Below are 22361 nucleotides of genomic sequence, written 5' to 3'. Positions count from 1 at the left end.
TTTTAGAAAATTTCGTCTTTTATGTCCCTTGCGAGACCAACAGCCATATTGACCACATCCAAGTCCGGATAAATCACCTCAATGTCGTCAAAGGATGGGTTAAATGGCTCACCTTCTCGGTAATGGATCGGGAAGACAATACCAAACTGGATGTCAGGTCCCCATTCATAGGAGGCAAGGTTATGTCTCCAAGTTTCGGAAACAGAAAGGAATCCTACCCCGAGACTTGCTCTTGCGAAGGCATTGATGCCAAAAATAAATTTGGGATTAACAGTGATCCTGCCACTTGCATCAATTGTAAGCCCCTCAAGAGGACTCCAATTGACATCCACAGAAGCCAAAGCTTGTCCTTCAAGACCTAGAGTACCTTCAAGTTCGATTCCTCCTGTCAGACTTGCGATTCCAGCACTTACTCCCAAACTCAGGTCTCCCCGCAAAGTCAAACCTGCATCTGCAGGTACCACAAATTCTCCATGACCTCTTAAAGTTGTTTCTTCTTCATGGGCTGGATTATAGGTGATTTCTGCAGACATATTTTGGAGAGCACCTGGACCAAAACCTGCTGTAAAATCCAGTCCTCCACCTATTTGAGCCACTAGCCCTATACTTCTGGGCCCTAATGGAATTGCAAATATTGGGATTTCGATGGTTGGTACTCTGAAGAGATTTCGATTGATTTCCCTTCTTCCAAACACTTCATATTCGTCAGAAGAAAGTCTCGCTGTAACGACCAACTCACCATTTGGTAGGAACTGGACTTCAGCGGTGGCAGCCAGCCAAGGGGTAATTTGGAGGGTTAGACTTCCTCCTCCATAGATTAATATTTCATCAGTAGGTTCACCGGTTGGCTGGCCATCTTCTCCAAGTGCCCTGTTGGTCGCAGCCACGTTTATTCGACCAGATAGCATTCCTCGACGGTATGCTGCAGACCCTTCTATAGTCAATGCACCATCTTCATAGGTGACTGAGAGAGTAGAATTGATTCCCGGTATATCTGGCTGGGCGGTACCCGAAACAAAAACATGGTATTCATCTTCCCCATTTTGTTTGGAGACTCTGGCTTCTACACTTCCGCCAGTAATTCCAGGTATATCACTACTTAGATTGAAACTACCGCCAATGGAGAAGCCATTTTCGCCGTATTCGATGGACATTCTTCCTTCTTCAATTCCTGGAATATCCAATTCGGCTACCCCTTCCGCTGAGAAAATATTTTCGCTGTAAGTGGCAGTTATGGTTGCACTTTTTACTCCTCTGATTTTTCCCTCAGGGATACCTATCGTACCACCGATGGTCCAAATACTATTTCGGTAAGAAACGATGATTGAAGCAGGATCAAAGAGCTCAGAGTCAAAGTTAAAAGCTCCTTCCAACTCAAAACCTCCTGAAGTGGAAGCTGCGGCAGCTATATGTCCTTCACCTACACTCTGGATGCCGAAATCAACTTGGCCTTCTATTCCAAGACCTCTTCTACTGCTTGCAAAAAGAGTTAAACTTGTCTGCCTTAGTTCGAAGGGTGATGGAAGGGAAAAATCAGTTCCCAAAAATGTCTTGGAAATCTGAATGTCTCCGTTTTCAAAAAGTAAGTCCAATTGGGAGTTTTGGATAAAAGGAATCGATGGTAGAACCTTTCCTACAATTCTTACCCCTCCCTCTTCGTAATCGATAGAATTTATTTCTATTGGACTAAATTGTTTTGCGGCGATGTTGCCTGCACTGATTATCGAATTTCTTGCAGCAGCTTCACCTTCTACATTATCAACATATCCAGCAAATTGAGCTCCAGGAAGTTTCTTAATTTCAACGGTTCCTCCTGTGGCTCGAATTAGTGGGTCTTCACTTGGAAACTCCAAAACAAAATGTCCAAGTATATCACTTTCCGGATCATTATAAAAAGTCTTGTTGGTTATTACCCAAGGTCTAAACCAATTTCGTTCATTTCTATTAGGTGAATTTGATCTACCATTCCATGAAAAAATCTTTCCTACTTGGTAATATCTTCTAGGGAAAACTAACATTTGGCCTTCAGAACCTAGCTCACTCATATTCACTGGAATAATATGCTCTAGATGATCACCTTGCTCGATTTGGGACCTGATCCAATATTTATCTGTGCCCACTCTTCTTGGGCCTCCTCCGGCACTAAAATCATTAAAAATGAGGTCGTAGTGATTTTTTACTTGTCTTATTTTATCCTCATTTCTTGATGACTCAGATAGGCGGGGTAGTTCAGCTTCAATCATGGCCAAAGAGTCTTGTTGCCGCAGAGATTGCCCGACTTTGGACTCCACTGATTCTCTGATTACATCACCTGAATTGACATTAGAATTGGGTTCAAGCAACTCAAGGTTGTCAATTTGGTTTACTGAAGTATCTTCTGGAAAGCCAGAGATTTGCATTTCTACAATGTGATCAACTTGAAAGTGTTTTGGAGCTCTGCCTCTAATATCCCATTTTGGGATTATCGCTTCTCTAATTACATTTTCTAATGTTCCAGTGAGGTAGGTGTTATCTGAATTTCTGACTTTAAAAGCATATATCGTATGGCTGCCAGAACGGGAAGTTTCGACAGCATTCGCTTGATTGTATTTTTCAAGCAGGATTCTTCTGATTTCAGTTGAGTCTATTTCTCTTCTCCAAATATCTCTTTGATTTACGCCTATTCTACTTCCGGAGTAGTTCTTTTTTCTCCGGAGTCGATGTTGTTGATAAAGCACTTCCCTACCACCAGTAGTCTTGAAGGCCGTTACAGGAATACTGGAATAGGTTATTGTGTGAGAAGTATTGTTTACTAAACCTGTGGAAAGTTGGCCAGGAGAGCTTGGTGCAGCGGAGGCTTCTTCTTCACCTTCCCGTTGCACCATCGGCATTCTTTGCACTTCTGCCTCTCCCTGCTGCACGGTATGTGTCAGTTCATGGGCAAGCAGATGCTTTCCCTGAGAGGATTCTGGCTGATATTTTCCTTCGTTGAAATAGATATCATTGCCATGTGTAAAGGCTTGCGCTCCGATTGCGCTACTCATCTGCGCCGCATTGGCATCAGAATGAATTCTTACACCGCTGAAATCCGCTCCGATTTTACTGCTCATTTCAGATTGAACTGGAGCTGGAAGGTTTTGCCCGCCGTCTTTGGAACTGGAAATCTGGGCAGAAATGGAAGGAGAAGCTGTCATGCCACCATCTGGAGATAGTTGGATACTTTCTTCTTCCTCTTCGAGTCTTTGTAAGAAGTTGGTGTTTTCAGGAAAGAGTTGCACAGTTTCTTCCTCCTCTTCCATAGCACTTAGCTGTAGAAAAGGCCCAGTGGATGAAAGAGGCATCATTTGAAGAGATTCTTCCTCTTCTTCGGGTTGCATTTGAAAAGTATCCGAACTGGCAGGGCTCATGGCCAAAGCTGGCTCGGAATGGGCAGGAGCCATCGTCACATGATTAGCGACGGCTTCGGCTTCCTGTTCGTATTTATCTCCCGGTCTGCCGATTTTGAGGCTTGGCTGAATGCTAAGCGATGCCGGGCCATTATGAAATGACGAAGGCATAGGCTTACGTTCAGCTAAAGCGCTCATGTTACTTTTTGGTTTCGGTCTTCATAGGAGATTCTGCCGCCAAAGGAGTCATAGGCTCCTGTTCCTCTTCCACAGGGGTCATTTTTACATCAGGCTTTTTCTCTTCTTCTTTTTCTTTCACAATCACCACTTCCTCTTTTTCAGGCTCCTGATCTGCTTTTTTTCTGACTTTCTTTTTCATGTGTTTATAAAAGATTTTTTATGGTCACATGGAATCTTTGACGATTAAAATCAACATTGCTCTGTGTTTTAATGATGATTTTAATCGTGTCGATTTCATATAGTCCTCCCCATTTTGTGATATTCTCTTCTTATTCCTTCTCGTAAATCACCCAACATGACCTGATTGCTTCCTTTGTCCAAAGCCTTCAGCAAACTATGCTGGATCACCTGCACGATCGAACCGCCGGACAGTTCATAGCTTTTTGCCAATTCCTGAAAATTAATCCGCTTGTCCAGTTCGACTTTTTCCGGAAATCCCTTCTGCCAAAGTTTCTTCCGTTCCTCAGGTTGTGGCATTGGGAAAAATACCGAGGCCTGAAAACGCCTCATAAATGCCTCGTCCATATTGCTTTTGAGATTGGTTGCCAATATGACCAACCCATCATATTCCTCGATCCGCTGTAGTAAGTAGGAAACTTCCTGATTTGCATAGCGGTCATGAGAGTCAGAAACTGAGGTCCTCTTCCCAAAAAGGGCATCTGCCTCATCAAAAAATAAAATCCAACCTTTGCGCTCGGCCCGATCAAAGATCTTTGCTAGGTTCTTTTCGGTTTCCCCTATATACTTGGAGACTATTCTGGAAAGATCAATTCTATAAACATCCAGCCCCAGTTTTTTGCCTAGCAAAGTGGTCGTCAAGGTTTTGCCTGTGCCTGGAGGTCCGTAAAATAAGGCTTTGAAACCTGGTTTTAACTTCTTGTTCATTCCCCAGGTATGAAGCAATTGATCTTTATGTTTCAGCCAAATTTCAATTTCCCTCAGTTCCTCTTCGGTATGTGGATTAAGAACCAAATCTTCCCATTCCATCTCAGTTTGTAGAAGCTGGGCAGGGAAATTGGCACTGAAATCAGGCTTTCGAACTGTTCCACTAGTGATTTCCTGAAGTGTATCACGGTTGATAATTAATGTTCCGTTCAGATAAGGTTCATCGTTTTCTGTATCGCTCAATTGGAGATGACCTTCTTTAAAAAGCCTGGAATTCTTATCAAATAGACTCAAGTATTGAAATCGTTTTTCAAGATTGCTTCCTGCAAGAATGAAAAGTACCGTTTCTCCTGTGGAAATAAAGCCATTATGGTTCTTGCCTTTCATTCCCCCAAATTCTGTGAAAATCTGCTGGGTCAACTGGTTTTTTCCCATAAACATATCCAGCATCTGAGGCTTGATATGTGGCACAGCGGCCAAAATCAACAGAAATCGTTCTGCTTCTGTGAGCGATAATTTTTTGACAAAATGTGCATAAGCCCCAAGTGGATCATTGAACTCAGGGGCGGGAATTTCCAACACGTCCCGGACTTGATTTCCCGGATTAGCATTCATCGCCGATCTGGCTTTTAAAATACTTTGAAGCCAATCCAATTCTTGTTGGATCGTGGATGCGTTATGTTTCGTTGTAGTTACCATTCTACCGATATTATTTCTTCCATCCATGGCAATTTGATAATGCCGATACTCCATGGAAGTCTGTCTAATAAAATATCAAAAGCCAACCGTTGGATTTGAAGGTGATATCCTCTCTGTGCTTTTTTCAATACTCCTTCCCGAGTAAAAAATCCTTCCGAAACCATTTTACCAGATTTGCTTTTTAAGGCGGTCCATTGAATTGCCATACTTTCCAAAAGAAGGGCGGTTTCTTGGATCAATTTAGGGTCTAAATCTCCTGAGAATTCCACAGTTTCGGCAGGCTCCATACCGCACATAAGTTTATTCAAGAGTAGGTCTGGTTCTTCCCATTCCAATTGCTCAGGCATCATGGATTGGAGGAGAATGACTGCCTGGGATTTTACTTTCTCTGAGACGAATTTCCCGTTGTTGACCAAGCCAATATTATCAAAAAACCGAGGTAGAAATGCCGCTGTTAAAACCAGCCCAGCATTGTGGATAACTACCTTCTCTTCGTCTTGGAGGTTTTGGGTTTTTAAATGAGCTTTTTCTCTTTCCAGTTGATTAGCATACAATTTTTCAAATGTGGATAAGTCTGATTTCTTAAACTTATTTATCTTCACAAAATGGATCAATTCTTTCCAAAATGTGCTTAAATTCTCTTTTGAGAATGTTTTTGGAGATTTGATAATTTGTACAAACTCCTTATAGAAAGCTTCATAATTAGATGCTGATCCAAATGTAGAATGAAAAGTTATCCACAATAGTTGAATTAGAAATTCTGCATTTTTTTGAATATCCTTGCTTGAGTTTTCTGAAATTACCTGTAAGATTTTATTTAAATGGCCTTTGAATTCACTGGATTTTCCAAAGGAAGAATAAATCAAAATTGCATTCGAATTTTGGATTGCTGTTGGAGTTGATATCCCTTTACTTTCTCCGATTTTGGAAACAATTTTGTAAAGGATTTTAAAATCATTTTCAGAAATAGCTTCTTTTAAAAATAGACCAAAAATCTGTTTTTGGTTATGTCCCTTGCATAGGTTTGAAATTCTTTTTGCTACAATCCATGTAATAGGATTTTTGCCTAACCAAGTCTTAAGCCGATTGGGGTTTTGATCAAGAATCCTTTGAAAAATTTCATCAATAGAGAATCCAATCTTGGAACTTGCAAACCATGGAAATCTTCCTTTTCGAAGGAAATAAATCAGGATTTCCCAATCAGATTCCAAGGATTCTTTCCCACTCTTGTTTGTAGTAGTAGTCCCTTTGAAATCATTTGGATAAAAGTAGGTTTGTTCCACATAGATTTTCCGTAATTCTTCCTCAAGGGCTTTCCGTAATCTATGCTTGATAAGATCCACCGGTAAATTTTTAGGAATTCTTCCCAGATCCAAGTCTAGTTTTTCAATTCGGATCGGGGTTCCCATTTGATCATATTCATCCATCACTTCCTCCATTACCGGAATCAGATGTTGATAATAGATTTCCTGAAGGGTCTTTTGTCCTTGCAGAGCGGCTGTTTTGTTTCCAAATTCAGCTTCTATTACCTGTGTATGGATCAAATGATTTCCCATTATTTCCTAATGATTTTCTCAATCAGTGTTGCTTTTGTATCTGATGAGCTCACTTTTATGGCTTTCTCTTCCGTAATTTTCAAAAGGGTATCCTTTTTAAACAATTCTAGGTCTCTTTTGGTAATTGTAGAATTTGTAGTGGAGGCCTTGAAAGTTTCTTCCAAAACAGTTTTGTCAGCTCCCGGCAAATAAGACACCTTATTGGCATCTAAATATTTTCTCAATTCATCTTCGGGAATTATTGATGCTGTCACTACGATGACATCCTCGTTTCTAAAACCACAATTTTGATTTTGATAAGATTCAATTGCGGCAGCATATTGTTCTGGCTGCATAGAAGAAGGATTCATCCCAGCGCTTTCCAAGATCAGCTTCTGTAATTCAGGATCTTTTAGGGTGGTTTCCCTCAATTCCGTAGAAGTAAACCCTTTGGTTTCCCTTAAACTTTCCAAGAGACTAACAATCACATCCGGTAGATTTCCTGATGGTTTCTCTAGTTGTCGATCTCTGGCGACCACCCGCACAAAGTTTTCTGGCCAATTTGAAATAATGCTAATCGAGTAACACTCTAGGGCTGGAATCTCACTTCGAACCAAGGTAATATTAGCTTCCGTTTGGCTACAGATTATAGCCTCCTGATTTTCAAAACCATTTCGTTCAAATACTAATGTCTGTCCTGGAGTTTCGAATTGTATTTCGTATATCCCAGATGAATCGGTGATAGTTTCAATAGTCGATTTCTTCACAGTTACTTTCACCCTAGAAATAGGAGTTCCATCATCTGCTCTGACGACTCCTTTTACACTTAATGAAGTACATTCTGGGGTGACAATGGATCCGCAATTCTTAGCTTGATGGTCAAGAATCGCTCGTTCAGATTCCTCCCAACTCAAGTTTGAATTTGGAAGCCCCAGGCATTCTAATAGTTTTAACCGCTGTTCGTCTTCTTCCAAAACTCCTGATCGTAATTCCTCTAGCGTAAATCCATTGGATTTTTTTAAGCTTTCAAGCAATTTTTCATACGGTTCGGTGTCAGATTCCTTATTGAATTCTATCTGTCTTGATTCCAAAGTTTGGCTGACAAATTCAATTCCCCAGCACCTCAATATTTCAATTGAATAACATCCTTGAGCTCCTTTCACAAGAATGCTTACTTTTCCTTGATCACTTTGATTGGTGATCCTATCTCTTAATACATACTGGAAACTGTCAATTCCAGTAAATCCTTCAGCAGAGGTGTATCTTAAAACATTGGTATCTGGATCTTTTTCCACCTTTCCATTCTGTACGGAGGAGGACCCTACTGGGAAAACGTCATAAGTCCTACCCGATACCAAAGCATCATTTAGCGTAATCTCTAGCTTGATCGGTATTTCGGTATAGGCGATGGCATAATCAGGCCTTGCAAATGGAGGCAATGAAAAGCTCGTTTCCCCACAAGGTTCTATGCATGGGCTGCAATCGCAACAATAATAAGGCAAGCTAAAATCACCGATGATCAGTTTTTGATTTGGGTCATGTACTAAGAAAAAAGTACCTGTTTTTAGTACACCTGCTTCATGAGTCAATCCAGGATGCTTTTTCAGAAAGTCCGCAAATTGATTCGATTGTTTGAGTAATTGAATTCGGTTTTCGTAACTGGTGTAAATTCGCTGGAGCTTTGTGAAGAAAAATAAATCCAATATTCTATAAAGAATCGGAGAAAGCCGCATTAGAATTCCATTGTAGAAATCCAGCTCTTTTTCCTTTTCCGGATTAGCCTCCACTTCTTTTAAAAGTCCAGATTCCAAAAGAACAAAGTCAATCAATAACTGAAGAAGATTTTTGTAAGTGTTTTGGAATGCTTTCCAATTTAGATCTTTGATACACTCGGGTAAAGCTTCTGCCATTGCCAAAAGCATATCCAGAACCTCTGAAGCTTTTTTGTAGAACTCATTGCTGGTGATGTCTTCTTCCTCAGCTTCCTGGGCAAATTCTGTCACATAATCAAAAAGCTGTTTGAGCTCCATAATCATCCCAACCATAAAATAGCGTTGGAAAGCATAGTCTTCCTGAAGGTCATTCCATCCACAGTCATCTAGAAAATCGAATCCTTCATTTTCTCCAAGATGCAGCACATCCACATGGATAGGTAAATTGAACTGACGAATCAATTTCTTGATCTGGTTGACTGCTGTATCCAACTCTTTGCTGAGATGCCCCTCGATTCTAAGAAATGGATAAGCTTCAATGTCATAGAACAGAGGTGTTTCTAACCATGATTTTGCCTCTGTCGCTTCTTCATCAGGTTGATTATCATAAGACTGGACACCTGCTTTGTAGGTGGAATGCATTTGCAAATTCCCAGGATCCACCCAGTTATCTTCCAGAGAGAACCAATTGGAAACGGAGCTTTGCGACTTGATTTCGTAATAGTATGGAATGGCTCGATCGCCTAATTTTCCAAGTTTTTCTCCTGAAGGAGTGATTTTGATAGGGAATTTTTCACTTTCTCCTTTCTTGAATATTCCTGTCTCAAGCTTTTCAAGTAACATGATCATCCTGCGATGTCGTTGAATACAGGTTTCCGCCAAAAGCTTTTGAAGATTGAAAATCGGCGGCTGAACAAATCCATGTCTATATTTCAAGAATTGGCCTTGCGTTTCTGAACTGGTCCTAGCCCTTCCTAGCATGAGGTGAAGTGGGAAAAGTGAGCTGTCAGTGACGCAGTTGTACCAAAGCTCCATGGCCGAATTTCTGAATTCGCTGTATGCTTTGACCAGTTCTTTTGCAAAGTCCCAGAGATATTGAATTCCCTGTATATCATTTGGATCTGCTTCTGCCAAACCCATGATTTCAGCGATTTTGTCCTGAATAGTACCTGTTTCCAGGGGATTTGCGAAGCTGTAACTTTTGCTTAAAATCGGCTCAAAAAGCTTATAAGAAAGGTTTAATGCCTCAAAAAACTCTTTGGAAAGTGTTAACCCAATAAATTTTTGGTAATATTTGACAAAAGCACCAAATTCATTGGACTCAGGTTTTCCAGGATAGAAAAGGGGTTTTTGAACGGAGAATTCCGGCAAATCCAGAACGCTTGGAAAAGGCGATTTGACATTGGAGGATTTCGTCAGAATCTTATCCAGATCGCTTCCGTTTACCACCAATCTTCTGAGCGTCAAAAGCCGGTCTTGCCCTCTATCATCACAGGCATTACCAAGGCAGGATTTGAGATCTTTATCGAAAATCTCAATAAAAATCAGGACATATTTATCGTTGAGAAAATTGGCTGGATTTGTCAGTTTCTTAACGCCTGTGCTATCTGTAGGCACTTCAGTAAGCAATTCAAAAAGGCTTACCTCATGATCTACGTCTTTGAACGGTTTGTAGGCTACCCCTTCTGGAAGAGAATAGGGTCTGTAGTGTGTGGCATTGAAAGTTCCCGCTTGGATCAGAAAACCCTCGGAAGTAATTCCCAAACCTTTGGTGATTTGCAAACCTTGCGGATAAGGTTGAATCTGCATCCCGCAGACGATTCCCATACCGATCAACTTCGATCGGGTGAGCCTTCCCTGTTGATCTAAATAGGCTGCGAGTTGGTTGAGCTGAGTGCTGGTGAGCACCTGGCTACCTTCAAAAATCGGATAAGTTGAAATGATCTGGCTCATAATCGTAGTTTTTAAAATTCTCCCAATGATGAAGAGTTGAGAATAATGGAGTTTTCCAAGTTGTCATCCTCATCGCAATCGTGCAGTGTACCGACAGGATAGACATTTCGGATTTGTGCCAAGGCTTCAATCAGCCCTGTAAGTGATTCAGAGAGCTTTTTGGGCTCTTTCTTGACCTTCAAAGATTCCAGCAGCCATATTTTCCAGGCCAATTCCAGCTCTTTCATGTGAGTTGGATGAATCCAGCAAATCGTCAAAAAGACATGCGCCGGAGTTTCCCGCTTGATTTTTTTCTCAAGAAATCTCCTGAAATCAGTACTTGTAAATCTTCCTGCCCAATAGGGAAGAATCACATGCGCCATGCAGGTGTAGGGATCATCCAAGGTGCAGACGCATTCATCTTCCGAATGTGGATCCAATAAGCGATCCTCTATGGTTTCAGTGACCAAACCACCCATTCCATCAGGCACTCTGAACTTCCCTTTGACCTTTGGACGGAGTAAAATGTGCTCAATCAAATGTGTGCCTTCATGGCTGAAAAATTCCCTGACGAAAAACTGTTGTACTTTCTGTATGGCTATTTTTTCTGCTCCACCGGAAATTCGGAATTGATCTCCAGAGACAGAAAGAACTTCAAATTGTCTGGTTAAAATCACCATTCCGCCCGGCTGTTCTTCCGGGTTTTCCGGATCTTCGATTAGATCTTTTCTGGGTTCGGTTTTGGTCACCAAAATGGTGTTTCCCTCTGATTCAGTCACTTCATGAATGGTGTAATACACCAAATGTTCGGTTTCTCCCAAGAGAAACTGAACCTCAAAATCTTCGAAATTTTCAAATAAGGATGCATGAAGACCCGCTATGATTATCTGATGTTTTGGTAGATCTAGTGCGATTATTTCAAAGGCTCGTTCGAAATGAATCTGATCTCCTTTTTGTGGGAATGGTGCAGATTTTAAATCTATAAATGGACCCTTGGAAATTGCCTCTGATATAGTCAATTCTAAAGGTTCGAACCCACCTTGAACAAGCCAGGCATCTCCCCAATCGCCATTTTGAATGGCTGTGGCCAATGGTTCATTGAAATCAGAATCAAAGCTTTTTGCCAAAACTCCACCTCGAATCGGATCAGTTAAGGAGAATCTATAGGGCGAAGAAAAAGGAGCTGGATCAGGAACATAGGCCGAGTCAATTACACCAGCAGTGCAAATCTGCCAAATGAGTTCTTCCAATCGCTCTTCTGCCAATTCCTGAAGTTCTGGTTCCGAAGTAGCATCAAGTACCTCCACCTCAAGACTTCCTTCGAGAAGTTGAGTTCCAGTTCCAAATGGCGCATCGAATAGTGCATATTCCAACAAGTATTTTGGAGGAGCTGGAGCTAAATTCACTGTAATTGTAACCTCCCAAAAAGCTTCTAAGGCCAAGCTTAAATTCTTTCGGTTTGCTAAAGGATTGTTTAGAAATTCATCCCTTAGAATTCCCCAAAGCTCGGTTTGAGCAAGATCTGCATCTCCTCCGGGTGTATCGTCACCAAAGTCAACTTTGGTACTTTTTCCGACTAAATTTCCTTCCCAAACCAGTTCGAAATAAAATCCAGCATCTCCTAAACTGATCTGGAAATTCTCCAGATTTGAACCTAAAAGCAAAGCTATTTCCAATGCTGAAGTGGCTTGGTCTTTAGTTGGGAAATCAGCCGAAAGTTCAAATATCAAGGTGTCCAGCTCATTTTTCACCTGTACTTTCCAAGCATCTCCAACTTCAAGAATTTCAAAAGCAGGCGAGAATCGAAGCCAAGAAATTGGTTTTTTCCTGATTCCCATCAGTCCCTGAATCCGGTTTTCCAATCCCGAGAGATTATCTTGGTGCCAGAAGTTATCTGCAATGTTATAATCGAATCCCTTGCCTCTTTCTGAAGAAATTTTTGGATAGGAATTGAGAAAAGCCAGTTTATCTTCAATCAGTCTTGTCTGTCCTTCGGTGGGGTTGAGTCGCAAAGCCAAAAGACCATAATCTGTAAACTGCTCTGCAAATCTGCCCAGGAGATGATCAAGAAAGCGATTTCTTCTCACGTAAAAATCTTCCTTGCTTTCGGTGATTTCAGCCACAGAATTTTTCAGTCCAATCAGGTCTTTCCAAAGTGGATTTGCATCTGGAACCAAGCCTTCAAGACTCTTGGAGAAATAAGTGGCATTAATCAATGGATTCCCGAAGGTGTCTTTTTCCTCATTGATGGAAAAAAGATGACGAACATTTGCAAGTTGACTGAGGTAATTCACTAATAGCTGTTCAAAAACCATCAGAAAGGCCTTTAGCTGTTTCACCTGGGCAGCATCTGGTCTTCCTTGTGATTTAGGAAGCATGCCTGCCTCGGTGATTCCATAGACCAAAGGGAAATCATTTTGGATGGATTCGTAATCTCCAGGGTTTTTATAATTGCCTCGAGGTAAATCGAAATCCAGTTTTGGATAATAGATTTTCTGTCGGCGTTCTAATGCTCGGTATTCGGCTAAAAGATCTTCAACTTTTTCCCGATTGGCCCGGAAAGGAAGTTCTTCTTTGTAATAAGTGATTTTCGAAAGCTCGGTATTCAGCCTTGGCACATAGAACTTGTCCATGGCCAATTCCAAACACCATCTGACACTTTTCGAAGCGATTTCCCCAGATTCATTGTCTTGGGGCTTATTGGCAATCTGAATGCTTTTCACCGCTTCCACGCCTTCTATATCCATGATGATATGGATGAGATCGGTGACATGAATGCTGGATTTTCTATCCGCTTTTGCCAGATCTTCTTCATCAATAAATCCATGTTTCAGTAATGGCCCTTCAAAGAGCTCCTCAGTCGGAATGCACTGTGTTTCTTCCCAATTTCCCAGATATACCTGATCGTCGTCCATCAAAACTGGTGATGGAAAGTTGGGAGTCAGAAGAATCTCACAAAGTGCATTGTTTTTTGGATCAGTTTTGAGTTCTAAAATTTCATAAATGCCCACATTACCTCCAGAGCCAATAATGCTTACTTTGGACTTAGCTTTTGGGTAGCTTTCTTTTGGGATTTCTATCCAGATTTTGGCTGGGTTTTGTTGAATTTTTGAAATAGGAAGTGCTTCATCTTTGCATCGATTCAGCATTTCTTCCAGATTATAAAAGTTGACCTGAGGTGAAAGGAATGCACTGATTGCCTGAAAAATCAAGGCTTCAGTTTCATTGATGGGAGCATTTGGGGAAAGCTCAATATCTGCGCAAACGAGGATTTCTTCCACCCGCAAGGCATGGAAATTCACAAAGTCTTCGCATAGATTCCGATGGGCATGTAGGCTTGATTTTGCAGCATCGAGAATCTGGTTGATCTTAGCCACTTTGGCCAGATATAAAGTAAGAATACCTTCAGGGCTAGTATAAACGAACTGGTTGACTTGGGTCGTCAATGCTGCCAGACCTTCCAATGGATCCAAACCCTCCGCTACCAACTTGGTCCCTTTGATCTCAATCAGATTACTGGGGCTGAGGTCAAAATCCATGGTAATATCATCCGGTACATTCTGAAATTGGATTTCTATGCTATGGATGTTCTTTCGGATCGAAACAGGATCTTTCCAATCAACTTCTGTAGAATCCCATCTTGGAAATTCCACTTGGATGTCGATTACTACCCCGGCTATATCCGGATGTTCGTCCACCTCGATTTCCATGCTCAATTTATTTTCATTGAGATCGCCGAGGTTTTCTGTGGTATCAAATTCTAGCAAAACATCATACAAAATCCCCAGTTTCAATGCTTCTTCACTGGTCGGATATGGTTTATAGGCTAGCTTTTTTTCTTTTCTATCTGGGAATATTTTAATCTCATTAGAGTCCCGGATAATGATCCAGGCATTTTTGATTCCCGCTTGGGGGCAAATCAAATCTTCCTCATCCACCACTTCCACATCCATCAGGAGCTTGCGGTAATCATTAATGGTAACTGGTGTGCTGGGGAGAATTTCTGAAGCCTTGAAAAATTGATTGCTTAAACTTCCATTTTCATCCGCTAATAGATCCTGAACAGGAAAATTGCTTCTATATCCCAAGTCAGTTATTGCGTAGCAAAGCACTTCCAAAATCGTGATTCCAGGATCATGGCTGTTATAATCAGTCCAGATTTTCCCTGAAATCCTTTGGATATAGCTGATGGCTTCTGAGCGCAATAGCTCATAATCCATGCTTTTTTGGATTGGTTTAGCTTTCGATATGGTGATTGATTTTTCCATAGTCCTGATCAAAATTCTTCATCCAAATCCTCTTCTTCTACCGATGCGATGCTCGCAGCAGGTTTGATTTCATTATCCTCACACAGACAATCGTCAGTCTCCAAAACTTCGATCAAATGATCACCATAGCTTCCTAAAGTTCCCACTGACCCTAAAACTGAAACCCCTCGGCTTCCTTTTGCAGCTTCGACCCGGGTGCGGGAAAGGAGTTCTCCGGACACCGGATTAATCACTAAATGATACAATTCAAAGCAGGTTAGATAATCCACATAATCCAGTTTTTCGACAAAATGTAGAACCACAGAACTATGAAGTGATTCGCTAAAAGTCCAATTGAAATCAGCCTCAAATGCCCAAGGAGAGAGGAATGCTTTGAGATCATCTTCCAGTTTTCTGGCGAAAAAGTTTTTGTCTGCCCAGGAATGAAACTTCACTTTGGTCTTTACCTGAATCTCTTCAAAGACCGGATTGACCACATGGAGATAGACTGCAGGAGGGTAAATAGCTGTGATGAATTCCCGAATTGCCTCAATTTGTGCGACACTTGCTTTGGGTCTTAGAGGATCCACGGCATTTTTGTTTTGCACATTGGAAATGATGACCAGCGTTACATTTCTTGGTGCCAAAGCTTTGTATTTGGTCAGGTCTCCATCATAGGAAGTGTGATTGAGGCACTTCACTTGATAAACTTCTGGAAACTGCTCCAAAACCAAATGCTCGTAATCCCAAAGAGTAATTGCCCGTTGCTTGTGACGAAGTCTTTCGCTGATTCTTTGATAAAAATTTTCGGAAGATTCCTCTGTTTTTCCTCCAAAAGAAGAGAATGGCTGCTGAATTTTATTGATGGCACTATTTCCGATTTTCAGTTTGGAAATTGTCTCAGCTGGAATGGATTTCGCTATTCGGAGAGGATCATTTTCGTCTGATTCGTAAGTGACTTTGACCGCTTGGGCCAATACCGCGATGAAATCCGGAATGGCATCTGAATCTGTGCTGACTGAAGCTTTGATCCATGTTTTAGATTCAGGAAGAATGGTGTGTGCGGTATCCGCTTCCCGAGGCATCGCAAAAGCCAAAAGACCACTTTGGATCAACCCATTCGTTTCATCTGTGAGCAGGGAATATTGATCGAATTCTTTCCATTGATTACCCGTCAAATAACTCCATTTGACATCGGGAACAGGCTTTTCAGGATTTGCAGTGCCATCAAGGACTTGAATTAAAAGTTGGATATTCTGAGCTTTTTGATGATCACTCAGACCTATCATCAACTCACCCTCATTTTCATATTCTGCCAAAAGTGGAATTGCCTTTTCACCCTGCATTTTTGCCTCTCCAAATGCTCCAATATGGAAAAATCCTTCCATCTCTTTTTCGGAAATGTCCAGGGATTCTTCCGAACTGTAATCCAAACTGATTGATTGGAGCTCTGGAGTATAGGGTTCTTTTGGTAAATTTCCTTTTCCATCTGGAACTAATGCCTCTCTGGCGAAAATTAAAGGATAATCTTTATGCCCAAAATCCGGAGAATTTAGCTTCAGACGGATAAATCCTCTGTTGCTACCGGGAGACCATTCGTTGAATTCTTCCAATTTTGGGTTGGCATTGATTTCTTTCCAAAGTTCTCCGGCTAGAGAAATGGTTTTGCTTGGATTTAGCAAAGTTTCATTAGCCCCTGCAAATAGTGTTTTTGTAGAACTGATTGATTTCCATTCTTTTTTCTCTAGGAAATCCACAGCAGCAGTAAAACTTTGATTTTTTCTTACCGGTGTATCACCATAAGCTCCATAATGATCATCAAATCCCTTTGGATCTTCTGGGAGACCATGCCATTGGAGATTTAGATCCAGTGATTTCAGATTCTTTCCAAAAACCTCTTTACTGCCAATGTAAAAATTAGAGCCTTTGACTGGCCTGAAACCAAAGGGTTTGATGTTTTTACCAATCGGCAGAATGCTTTGATCATTTTGAAGAATGAGATTTTCTACACCCTCGACTTCTACTTTAATTTTTGCATTTTTTACTTCACAATCCTTCAGGATATCATACCCATAGCTTTGTGAGGTGTTAGCAAGATTGACTTTCATTACTGGAGAGGAAGTTCTGAATTTTTGGAGTAGCACTTCCTCCGAATAATTCACTACAGCAGGGTCTTCAGGTAAAAGCTGACATTTCAGTGTCAAAGAAATCCCATCCCCATCATTGCTTAACTCATGCTTTGAAAGCCGAAATGTATATTCCAAGTCATGCCATTTGTCCTCACCCATGCCTCTTACTGCTTTGACTTGATTTACATGGGAGAACCTTCCACCGGAAAGTGAATTTCTTCTACTCAGAATATTTTTGGCCGTGATTTCGCCGATATCATAACCTTTAAAAGGTCTGTGAATTCCTTCTTCCGGGTCATCCAGGACAGGACCTATCACAGGTTCTACTCCAGCAATGTCTTGCCATTTTGTAGCGCCATTTAAAAAATCAAGAATCTTTCCTTCAAGATCTTCTTCCTCATTTTCCCAACCGATGGTTGCACGTATCCAATCTTTTTCTCCGCTAAACCAGATTTCAAAAGTTTCATCCAGTGGAAGTAAACTCAATTTTTCCAGCAATCCTTCTTCAATTGGGAATGTAAGTTTTAGAGATATCTTTCTTTTACCCTCTCCAAGCAATAGGATAGGGGATGCCACCGCAAAACCAATGGTGGCCAATTCCCGGTCTTGGTCTGGAAATAATTCGATTGGTCTACCGAAACTTCTCCATTGCTTTTCTTCGGTCAGTAATTCTCCGCCGATACCATCTGAAGAATTAGCAATGGGGGATTTATAAAACCTGCCGTATTGATCTTTATATAGTGCAAAAATCGAAGTGACTTCGGCTTTATTTAGAACATTCAGATTTTCTGTGTGGAAAAGTATTTCCTTTCCTAAGTCATCTTTCCCTGCTTTGAAAGCAGTATCGGATGGTAATAAATGCGCTTGAATATGCTTAGCAAGTTTTAGAATCAGGTATACCTGATCTTCAACAGCTGCTTTTTCTTTCAATCTCAATACATCTCGGTAGTAGAAATCAAGATGTCTTTGGGTAAGTGTATTGATATCTTCCTGCGCAAAGCTGAATAGTTTCAAAAATGCCAGAAACAGGGCGAAATGAGGATTCGTCACTTGGTTTTCCTCAATTTTTTGATCAAAAAATCCGCTCCAGTCATCACCATTCCAAGTATTGGATGAATTGATGAATTTTAATTCACTTGCAATGTTTACAGCGAAATCCTGCAGATCCTCCATTTTCCTTTCGTCTACACGCACGTATTCCGGAAGCAGACTTTTCAAAAGTCGCTGTGCCCGGCTGGTGCCGTTTCCTGGAAGGGTAAGATCGTTGCAATCTTTGCTCATAATTTCAGATCAGTTGCTTCGGTAAAGAGGTATGGATAGACTAGGTTTCTTCTATTATTGGTGGCGATTATCAGATAGCTGACTACTACTTCAATTCTACCTTCATTATAATTCGGCCTTAAATCAATGTCCTCTGTTTTCACTCTTGGTTCATGGTAAAGGATCGCCTGTTTTATCCGGTTCGCAATCATATTTGCCGTGGTGACATTGAGCGCTTCGAAGAGCAGATCTTCCATATTTGCGCCATAATCTGGTCGCATGACACGTTCCCCCAAAGTTGTATTGAGCAAAATGATCAGGCTTTGCTGAATATCCTCCTCGTTTTCTGCAAGGCGGACTTGTTGACTTTCCAGACTAAAACTTACCGGAAATGCCCAACCTCTCCCTAAAAATGATTTTTCTTCTTCCATGTCATCCTATGATTACAGTTGGTTCTCCTACCGCCGGTGAGGCGCCACAAACGCATGAATCACCAACTCTTAATGCGGGCACTCCGCCAATCAAAACAGTGGCGCTTCCTGCCAAAAACGGGCTAACGGTAGGCTGATGTGCATTGGGAGGTAAGGCACAAGAATGATTGTCTCCCATGACTGCTGCGGGCAATCCCCCGATCAAGACGGTGGGAACTCCAGGACCGATAATCGATCCGCCGTGTGTACTTAAGTCTCCAAATCTTGCTGCTGCTGGCATATTTAATTGATTTGTACTAATGATCCTGATATGACTGTCTGACCTCCAGATGAAACTTCTGCTCCGGCAGATCCTTCAGCTTTCAGTTGTGCACTTGCTTTTATTTCTATTCCTGTGCCTTCCATGCTGATGTCACCACTGGCTTTTAAAATCAGATCTTTGGCACTTTCGATGGTAATCCCATCTGCATTCATGCTTATTTTATTTCCATTTTCATCTTCTAAAAGAATGGCTCCATCCTCATCAGTGAACTGTAGCTTATTCCCATTAGGAGTCTCTATGTCTATGGTTTTCTTTTCGTCATTAAATACTACTTTGAGTTTTTCCCGCGTCACAATTCCCTTTTCGTGATTGTCATCTGCGGCTTCAAAAGGTGCTGGTTTGCTACTGCTGTGAAGCATTCCCAAAACCACCGGATCTCTAGGATCTTCATTGATAAAAGCTACTATTACTTCATCGTCCAACTCTGGTCTGAAGTAAATTCCCCGTTCATTTCCAGCGTCTGGAGATGCATATCTAGCCCAGATTCCATCTTCTTCTAAACTGATCATGGGAAGCTTTACCTGAATTCTATTTTCCCCATCGGGATCTCCCTCCAAGGCGGTAACTATTCCGATGTGAAGTCCTTTTACCGCTGGCAACAAGCCAGAAGCAGCGACATCTATGATGTCGTCATATTCCTGTGAAAACCATTTCGGATCTAGGCCTAAGCCCAGATGTGTAAACCATTTTTGGTTTGGTGAAAACTCGTGGTAAACAGAGGAAACAAATGCTTTTCCATTGAACCTGCTTCCAAAACCTTTAAGCTCCACCATATCCCCAGGCTTCACTGTGTTGTCACCTAGGAGCTTGACTCTTCCCTGTATTTTTGCCAATCGACTCCGCATTAATCCTGCGTCCGTCCAGGCCTGTAATTCTTCATCTGCTAAGAGACCTCCATGTTGCATTTGGAAGGATTCCAAGCCAATCACGGCTGCGAGATCATCTCCACTGATATCCCCAGGAGAGATATTGCCGGGATCAGCTCCTTCTTTTTCGGCTATTTCTTGCTTGATAAAATCCCAGCTTAGGCCTTTAGTAGCGCTGTACTGCTGTCGCGCATCCATGTCAGCTTCAAATTCTACTACATTATCTCCGTATTGGAGTTCTAGGACCGGATCCGCACTGGTCTGAGGCTTTTGGATAGTGACTGTTCCTGCTTCTGTGGTAATGATTTTCCCATTTGCATCTGCTCTGCTCATGATAAAATCCCAGTCCGTTGCATGGTATTGCACGATTTCAGCATGAGTCAAACTGGTGCTTTCTACATCTGCTGAGAGATCTGAATATTTTCCGATCAGTTCTTCCATGACATCGCTATCAGAGCTCTCAAAAAAATACTTGTTCTTTCTCCCCACTGTCATTTTGATGACAGGATCCCGAAGCTCGAGAATCAATCTGGAAGCTTTTTCAGGATTGATCTCCAAACCATGTTTGATAATTATTCCTTCAAAAATGGTCTCTTCTAAGTTGTGATATCCCGCATCAATTTTAAGCTTAACCCCTGGTTTGAAAAGCTCTCCTTCACTCAATTGAAACTCTCCTGTAGCAATATCACCATCAAAAAGCACCAATTTGGCTGTTGGAATTTTGTTTACAGCTTTGCGCACAGCGATCATCGCCACCCCAACAGATGGTGGTACTTGCTCACCATCTGAGAAAATCTTAAAGGTGGCTAAGTCCTGCTGTGTTTCAGCTGATGTAGGTACTAATGGCATATTACGATTTCGCTAAGGGTGGAAAAATGAGTTTCTGGCCTGGGATCAGTTTTCTGAAATTTTTAAGGTTGTTTGCTTTGGCGACTTCTAGGTAATATTCCTGGGTTCCGTAAATTCTTTTGCACATGAGAAGTAGCGTGTCTCCTGATTTCACGGTTCTTTCATGAGTTAGGTCAGGCGAGTTTCTGGCTGTGGTCGCGGCTTGCTCCTGTCGTGAAAGTGATTGGTCAAAATTTGCAGAAACGGTCGCTCTTATCGGTAAACCAGATGCATTGAAAAGCTTGTAATTGATGGTTGCGGTGGCCAAAACTCCCCGGAATTGATAGGCCCCCCAATTGATCTGCAGGTAATTTGGCTTGTGGGTATCAGACTGGATGTTTTGGGTGATATCCAGAAATTTCCGGATTGCCCCATCCACATGCTTGTCTTTGCTGATAATGTCAATCGCATTGATTTTATTCCCACTGATGCTTTCCAGATTAGGTTTATCATCACCCAGATAATCAAAATTTGTATCTCCCGGTTTATCAGCACTTGGAGGGGAAGCTGCGCTGGCGTCAAAAAGAAATTCGAAAGAAACTGAATCTGACTCCAATGTTCTGAACTGGTATTGTTTACCGTCGGCAGGACCTTCTTCGGGAATCCACTTGGACTTGAATTCCTGCGAAAAGGTGGTAGGATTATACATGACCACATAGGTAGCAGTGGCTTCATTGTACTCCTCATCCTTAAAAGCTGTGATTTTTAGCTTTTCAAGACCTCCTTTTTGAGAAAAAATATCATTCAGTGACATGCTGAGTTTGTTTTACCTTTCGTTCTTTTCTTTGATCAATCTGCTGAGTTCGCGGATTCCATCCATTACAGCACTGGTATCAGGTTTCTTATTACCTTTTCCAGTGGGACTGGATTCTGCAGCGTCCACAGTGGTTCTAATGATTAGCTCTTTGATTTCTATGGGCATGATTTATGGCAAAAGATCGTCTGGACTGATTCTTCGATAGTATTGATAAGCGAATTCTATGTTTTCGATCATCATGGTGTTTTCCATCGCATTGAATCCTTCGATGGACCATTTCACTGGCCAGGCATTGACAAAATTCCAGGCTTGCAAAGGCAGTTTTTCGGGACTCAAAAGAATAACCGTAATGTCCTGCGCTTCAAATTCAAAGCCTTCCACGCTGTCCTTAAACCATTTTGCAATCTGGGAGCTGATGGCCATCCCCCGTTTTAATACCAAGTTGGGGTAGGAGACCGGATTTGGCATTCTATGTTTGAAGCGGTTTTCTCCTCCTTCCGCATATTCCTCCACCCCGATTTCTACGCTCAAACCGGAAACCTCCTGGAATCCAAAATCCGGCATTGCTGGATATTTTAGTAGCAACCCTTCAAAGCGAACCAGGAAATGAAAGCCAGTAGGTGGATAAAATAAAGCCATAGAATTATGGAGTCTCTATAGCCAGGCCTTCGTGGCATAGCTCAATGCTTTCTATGGCCACTTCATTCCCAGTAGAATTCAGAGATGGACCTTCCACTTTGCAAGGCCAAGCTTCTTTGACTTTCCAAACCATTACCGGCTCATGCTCTTCATTGAGTAAGCTGATGGTTAAATCCCGTCTTTCGATGTTGTTCATTTTGACGGTATTGAGCCACTGGAAAAATTCATTGTCAGCTCGGAAAATGCCTCTTTTCAAAGTAATGTTTGAGTATTGGGGAATACCTGGCATTTTGCTCACATGATATTCCAGGGAACTACCTTCCCGGTAATCTATGCTTTGAAGCTCCACAGTCAGGCCAGATACTTCTGTGAAACCGATGCGTGAACCGCCCCATTCTACCTGAAAATGAAAGACGGAAACTGGATATGCTACTGCCATAATTGTATGATTTTA

At 41.6% G+C, this 22361-nt stretch carries 14 protein-coding genes; all 14 read right to left on the bottom strand.

Annotated elements, in window-relative coordinates; translation table 11 throughout:
* Positions 1–2: 2 nt before the first annotated feature.
* The 14 genes from FHS59_RS09650 to FHS59_RS09585 all read right to left on the bottom strand — a co-directional run bounded on the left by FHS59_RS09650 (position 3) and on the right by FHS59_RS09585 (position 22346).
* Positions 3–3563 (bottom strand): eCIS core domain-containing protein, encoded by a 3561-nt coding sequence (locus FHS59_RS09650; RefSeq protein ID WP_184494936.1) that lies wholly within the window; start codon positions 3561–3563, stop codon positions 3–5.
* Between the two features lies 1 nt (position 3564).
* Positions 3565–3744: a hypothetical protein gene (locus FHS59_RS09645; RefSeq protein ID WP_184494935.1), complete on the bottom strand. Its 180-nt coding sequence runs from the start codon at positions 3742–3744 to the stop codon at positions 3565–3567.
* A gap of 95 nt (positions 3745–3839) precedes the next feature.
* Positions 3840–5243, bottom strand: coding sequence for an ATP-binding protein (locus tag FHS59_RS09640; protein ID WP_246388386.1), 1404 nt, complete (start codon positions 5241–5243; stop codon positions 3840–3842).
* The gene (locus FHS59_RS09635; RefSeq protein WP_184494934.1) at positions 5183–6745 is read right to left on the bottom strand and encodes a contractile injection system tape measure protein; all 1563 of its coding nucleotides are present in this window, start codon (positions 6743–6745) and stop codon (positions 5183–5185) included. Before FHS59_RS09635 ends, FHS59_RS09640 begins: the two co-directional genes overlap by 61 nt.
* Entirely contained in the window at positions 6745–10389 is a 3645-nt protein-coding gene (locus tag FHS59_RS09630; RefSeq protein WP_184494933.1) for a carboxypeptidase-like regulatory domain-containing protein, read from the bottom strand. Before FHS59_RS09630 ends, FHS59_RS09635 begins: the two co-directional genes overlap by 1 nt.
* A gap of 11 nt (positions 10390–10400) precedes the next feature.
* Positions 10401–14636, bottom strand: coding sequence for a hypothetical protein (locus FHS59_RS09625; RefSeq protein ID WP_184494932.1), 4236 nt, complete (start codon positions 14634–14636; stop codon positions 10401–10403).
* An 8-nt stretch (positions 14637–14644) separates the two neighbouring features.
* Positions 14645–18025 carry a baseplate J/gp47 family protein gene (locus FHS59_RS09620; RefSeq protein ID WP_184494931.1) on the bottom strand — a complete coding sequence of 1127 codons (3381 nt, stop codon included), beginning with the start codon at positions 18023–18025 and terminating at the stop codon, positions 14645–14647.
* The gene (locus FHS59_RS09615; RefSeq protein WP_184494930.1) at positions 18022–18435 is read right to left on the bottom strand and encodes a GPW/gp25 family protein; all 414 of its coding nucleotides are present in this window, start codon (positions 18433–18435) and stop codon (positions 18022–18024) included. Before FHS59_RS09615 ends, FHS59_RS09620 begins: the two co-directional genes overlap by 4 nt.
* Position 18436: 1 nt before the next feature.
* The gene (locus FHS59_RS09610) at positions 18437–18715 is read right to left on the bottom strand and encodes a PAAR domain-containing protein (protein WP_184494929.1); all 279 of its coding nucleotides are present in this window, start codon (positions 18713–18715) and stop codon (positions 18437–18439) included.
* Between the two features lie 2 nt (positions 18716–18717).
* A complete protein-coding gene (vgrG, locus tag FHS59_RS09605; protein WP_184494928.1) occupies positions 18718–20472 on the bottom strand; it encodes a type VI secretion system tip protein VgrG in 1755 nt (584 codons plus the stop codon).
* 1 nt (position 20473) lies between these two features.
* On the bottom strand, positions 20474–21265 hold the full coding sequence (locus FHS59_RS09600; protein ID WP_184494927.1) for a CIS tube protein: 792 nt from the start codon (positions 21263–21265) through the stop codon (positions 20474–20476).
* Between the two features lie 12 nt (positions 21266–21277).
* Positions 21278–21433, bottom strand: a complete 156-nt coding sequence (locus tag FHS59_RS09595) for a DUF5908 family protein (protein ID WP_170857118.1) — start codon at positions 21431–21433, stop codon at positions 21278–21280.
* Between the two features lie 3 nt (positions 21434–21436).
* Positions 21437–21907 carry a phage tail protein gene (locus FHS59_RS09590; protein ID WP_091696636.1) on the bottom strand — a complete coding sequence of 157 codons (471 nt, stop codon included), beginning with the start codon at positions 21905–21907 and terminating at the stop codon, positions 21437–21439.
* A gap of 4 nt (positions 21908–21911) precedes the next feature.
* Positions 21912–22346 (bottom strand): phage tail protein, encoded by a 435-nt coding sequence (locus tag FHS59_RS09585; protein ID WP_091696638.1) that lies wholly within the window; start codon positions 22344–22346, stop codon positions 21912–21914.
* Positions 22347–22361 lie beyond the last annotated feature (15 nt).

It is taken from the genome of Algoriphagus iocasae (assembly GCF_014206875.1).
GTDB lineage: Bacteria > Bacteroidota > Bacteroidia > Cytophagales > Cyclobacteriaceae > Algoriphagus > Algoriphagus iocasae.
Note: the sequence above shows the minus strand (reverse complement) of the source record. Positions and strands in the feature narration are given on the sequence as shown.

What these genes read in the sequence shown, in the direction of transcription:
- FHS59_RS09610 (WP_184494929.1), bottom strand. Translation starts at nt 18,715, where the DNA reads ATGCCAGCAGCAGCAAGATTTGGAGACTTAAGTACACACGGCGGATCG.
- FHS59_RS09650 (WP_184494936.1), bottom strand. Translation starts at nt 3,563, where the DNA reads ATGAGCGCTTTAGCTGAACGTAAGCCTATGCCTTCGTCATTTCATAAT.
- FHS59_RS09595 (WP_170857118.1), bottom strand. Translation starts at nt 21,433, where the DNA reads ATGCCCATAGAAATCAAAGAGCTAATCATTAGAACCACTGTGGACGCT.
- FHS59_RS09645 (WP_184494935.1), bottom strand. Translation starts at nt 3,744, where the DNA reads ATGAAAAAGAAAGTCAGAAAAAAAGCAGATCAGGAGCCTGAAAAAGAG.
- vgrG (WP_184494928.1), bottom strand. Translation starts at nt 20,472, where the DNA reads ATGCCATTAGTACCTACATCAGCTGAAACACAGCAGGACTTAGCCACC.
- FHS59_RS09635 (WP_184494934.1), bottom strand. Translation starts at nt 6,745, where the DNA reads ATGGGAAATCATTTGATCCATACACAGGTAATAGAAGCTGAATTTGGA.
- FHS59_RS09585 (WP_091696638.1), bottom strand. Translation starts at nt 22,346, where the DNA reads ATGGCAGTAGCATATCCAGTTTCCGTCTTTCATTTTCAGGTAGAATGG.
- FHS59_RS09630 (WP_184494933.1), bottom strand. Translation starts at nt 10,389, where the DNA reads ATGAGCCAGATCATTTCAACTTATCCGATTTTTGAAGGTAGCCAGGTG.
- FHS59_RS09615 (WP_184494930.1), bottom strand. Translation starts at nt 18,435, where the DNA reads ATGGAAGAAGAAAAATCATTTTTAGGGAGAGGTTGGGCATTTCCGGTA.
- FHS59_RS09590 (WP_091696636.1), bottom strand. Translation starts at nt 21,907, where the DNA reads ATGGCTTTATTTTATCCACCTACTGGCTTTCATTTCCTGGTTCGCTTT.
- FHS59_RS09640 (WP_246388386.1), bottom strand. Translation starts at nt 5,243, where the DNA reads ATGGAGTATCGGCATTATCAAATTGCCATGGATGGAAGAAATAATATC.
- FHS59_RS09600 (WP_184494927.1), bottom strand. Translation starts at nt 21,265, where the DNA reads ATGTCACTGAATGATATTTTTTCTCAAAAAGGAGGTCTTGAAAAGCTA.
- FHS59_RS09625 (WP_184494932.1), bottom strand. Translation starts at nt 14,636, where the DNA reads ATGGAAAAATCAATCACCATATCGAAAGCTAAACCAATCCAAAAAAGC.
- FHS59_RS09620 (WP_184494931.1), bottom strand. Translation starts at nt 18,025, where the DNA reads ATGAGCAAAGATTGCAACGATCTTACCCTTCCAGGAAACGGCACCAGC.